2 protein-coding genes are annotated in these 1290 nt (G+C 65.4%); both read right to left on the reverse strand.

What is annotated here, in order from left to right:
* Positions 1–11: 11 nt before the first annotated feature.
* On the reverse strand, positions 12–353 hold the full coding sequence (locus ACXJKR_RS32730; RefSeq protein WP_056193682.1) for a hypothetical protein: 342 nt from the start codon (positions 351–353) through the stop codon (positions 12–14).
* Positions 354–480: 127 nt separating this feature from the next.
* On the reverse strand, positions 481–1254 hold the full coding sequence (locus ACXJKR_RS32735) for a hypothetical protein (RefSeq protein WP_457326411.1): 774 nt from the start codon (positions 1252–1254) through the stop codon (positions 481–483).
* Positions 1255–1290 lie beyond the last annotated feature (36 nt).

Consider the following 1290-nt stretch of genomic DNA (forward strand, 5'->3'; position numbering starts at 1 on the left):
TCACAGGCGTTTCACAGACGGAAAGGCTCGGCCTTCTTCTTGGCGGCGGTCGGGCGGCCGGCGGCCGTCGGGTAGGCGGCCATCACCTTGGCCGGGTCGGCCTTGTCCAGGTAGGCGGCGTACTGCTGCTCGGTGCAGGCCAGCAGCTTGCCCGGCTTGGCTTCGCCCTTGTACTTGCCATTGGCGTAGACAAACTGGTACTCGTTGGACGGGACCGGCGTTGCCACGCTGCTGGTGTCGGTGTAGCTCTTGGCGCACTCGGCGCGCAGTTCGGCCTGCTCGGGCGTGGCGTTGTTGCCGGCTTGGGCGGCAAAGACGGTGACGGCAGCGAAAGCGGGGATCAGGAACTTCATGGCGCGGTCTCGTGTGGGGGGTGGCTGGTGGGGACGAAGCTTACGCCGCGACGCGCTGACTTGCACCCCCGGAGGCACGGGAGATCGGGTCGTGAACTCCGTCACGATCTGCGATCGGTACCGTGAATTACTCCTCAAGTTCCTCTTTGGCCAGCTCGATGTCGAGCAACTCCATCGCGTCCATCGCCTCGCAGGCGGCCGCGTCGGCGTACAGCTTCTCGGCCTCCTTCATGCGCTTGTCGCCCTCCAGCATGACGAGGCCGTTGGCGCGTTCGATCATGGCGATGGCACTGGCCGGGTTGAGCTTGAGGGCCTGCTCGAACATCTTCAGGCCGGTGGCCGTGTCAGCACCTTGCGTGCGGCCCAGCAGCTTGCCGACCTTGTCGATGACTTCGGCGTGGAAGGCGCCCAGCGCGATGTGGGCGTCAGCGTGCTTGGGCGCGAGTTCGATGGTGGTTTCCAGCGCGTTCTTGACCTTGCTGCCCAGGCCTTGCGCCAGCGCCTTGGCGACGCTGATGCCCTGGCCGTAGCGGCCGATCGCGTAAGCCTGCCAGTACCAGGCGTTGGGGTTCTTGGGCTCCTCGGCCTGCTGCGCCTCGGCACGCTCCGCGATCTCCAGGAACATCTCCAGCTTCACCTTCTCCTTCTTCTCGAGGTAGTTGGCGTAGATACCCTGGGCCTTGTTGGCGACCGTGATGCCGGCGCCACCGGCGGCGAGGCCCGCGTCGTAGGCGGCCTGGAAGTCACCGGCATGGAAATGAATCCAGGCCTGCAGCACCGCGGCGTCCTTGGGGAGGGGCTCGGCGTCACCGGCATGCAGCCGCGCCCAGTGCTTCTTCAGCGTGGCCGGCGTGTAGACGAAGGCGCTGTTGTCGTAGGGGAAGGCAGTCCACTTGGCCATCGCTTTTGTCTCCATCAGGGTTGTGATGATTGGTAT

It is taken from the genome of Roseateles sp. P5_E11, from assembly GCF_054049355.1.

What these genes read in the sequence shown, in the direction of transcription:
- ACXJKR_RS32730 (WP_056193682.1), bottom strand. Translation starts at nt 353, where the DNA reads ATGAAGTTCCTGATCCCCGCTTTCGCTGCCGTCACCGTCTTTGCCGCC.
- ACXJKR_RS32735 (WP_457326411.1), bottom strand. Translation starts at nt 1,254, where the DNA reads ATGGCCAAGTGGACTGCCTTCCCCTACGACAACAGCGCCTTCGTCTAC.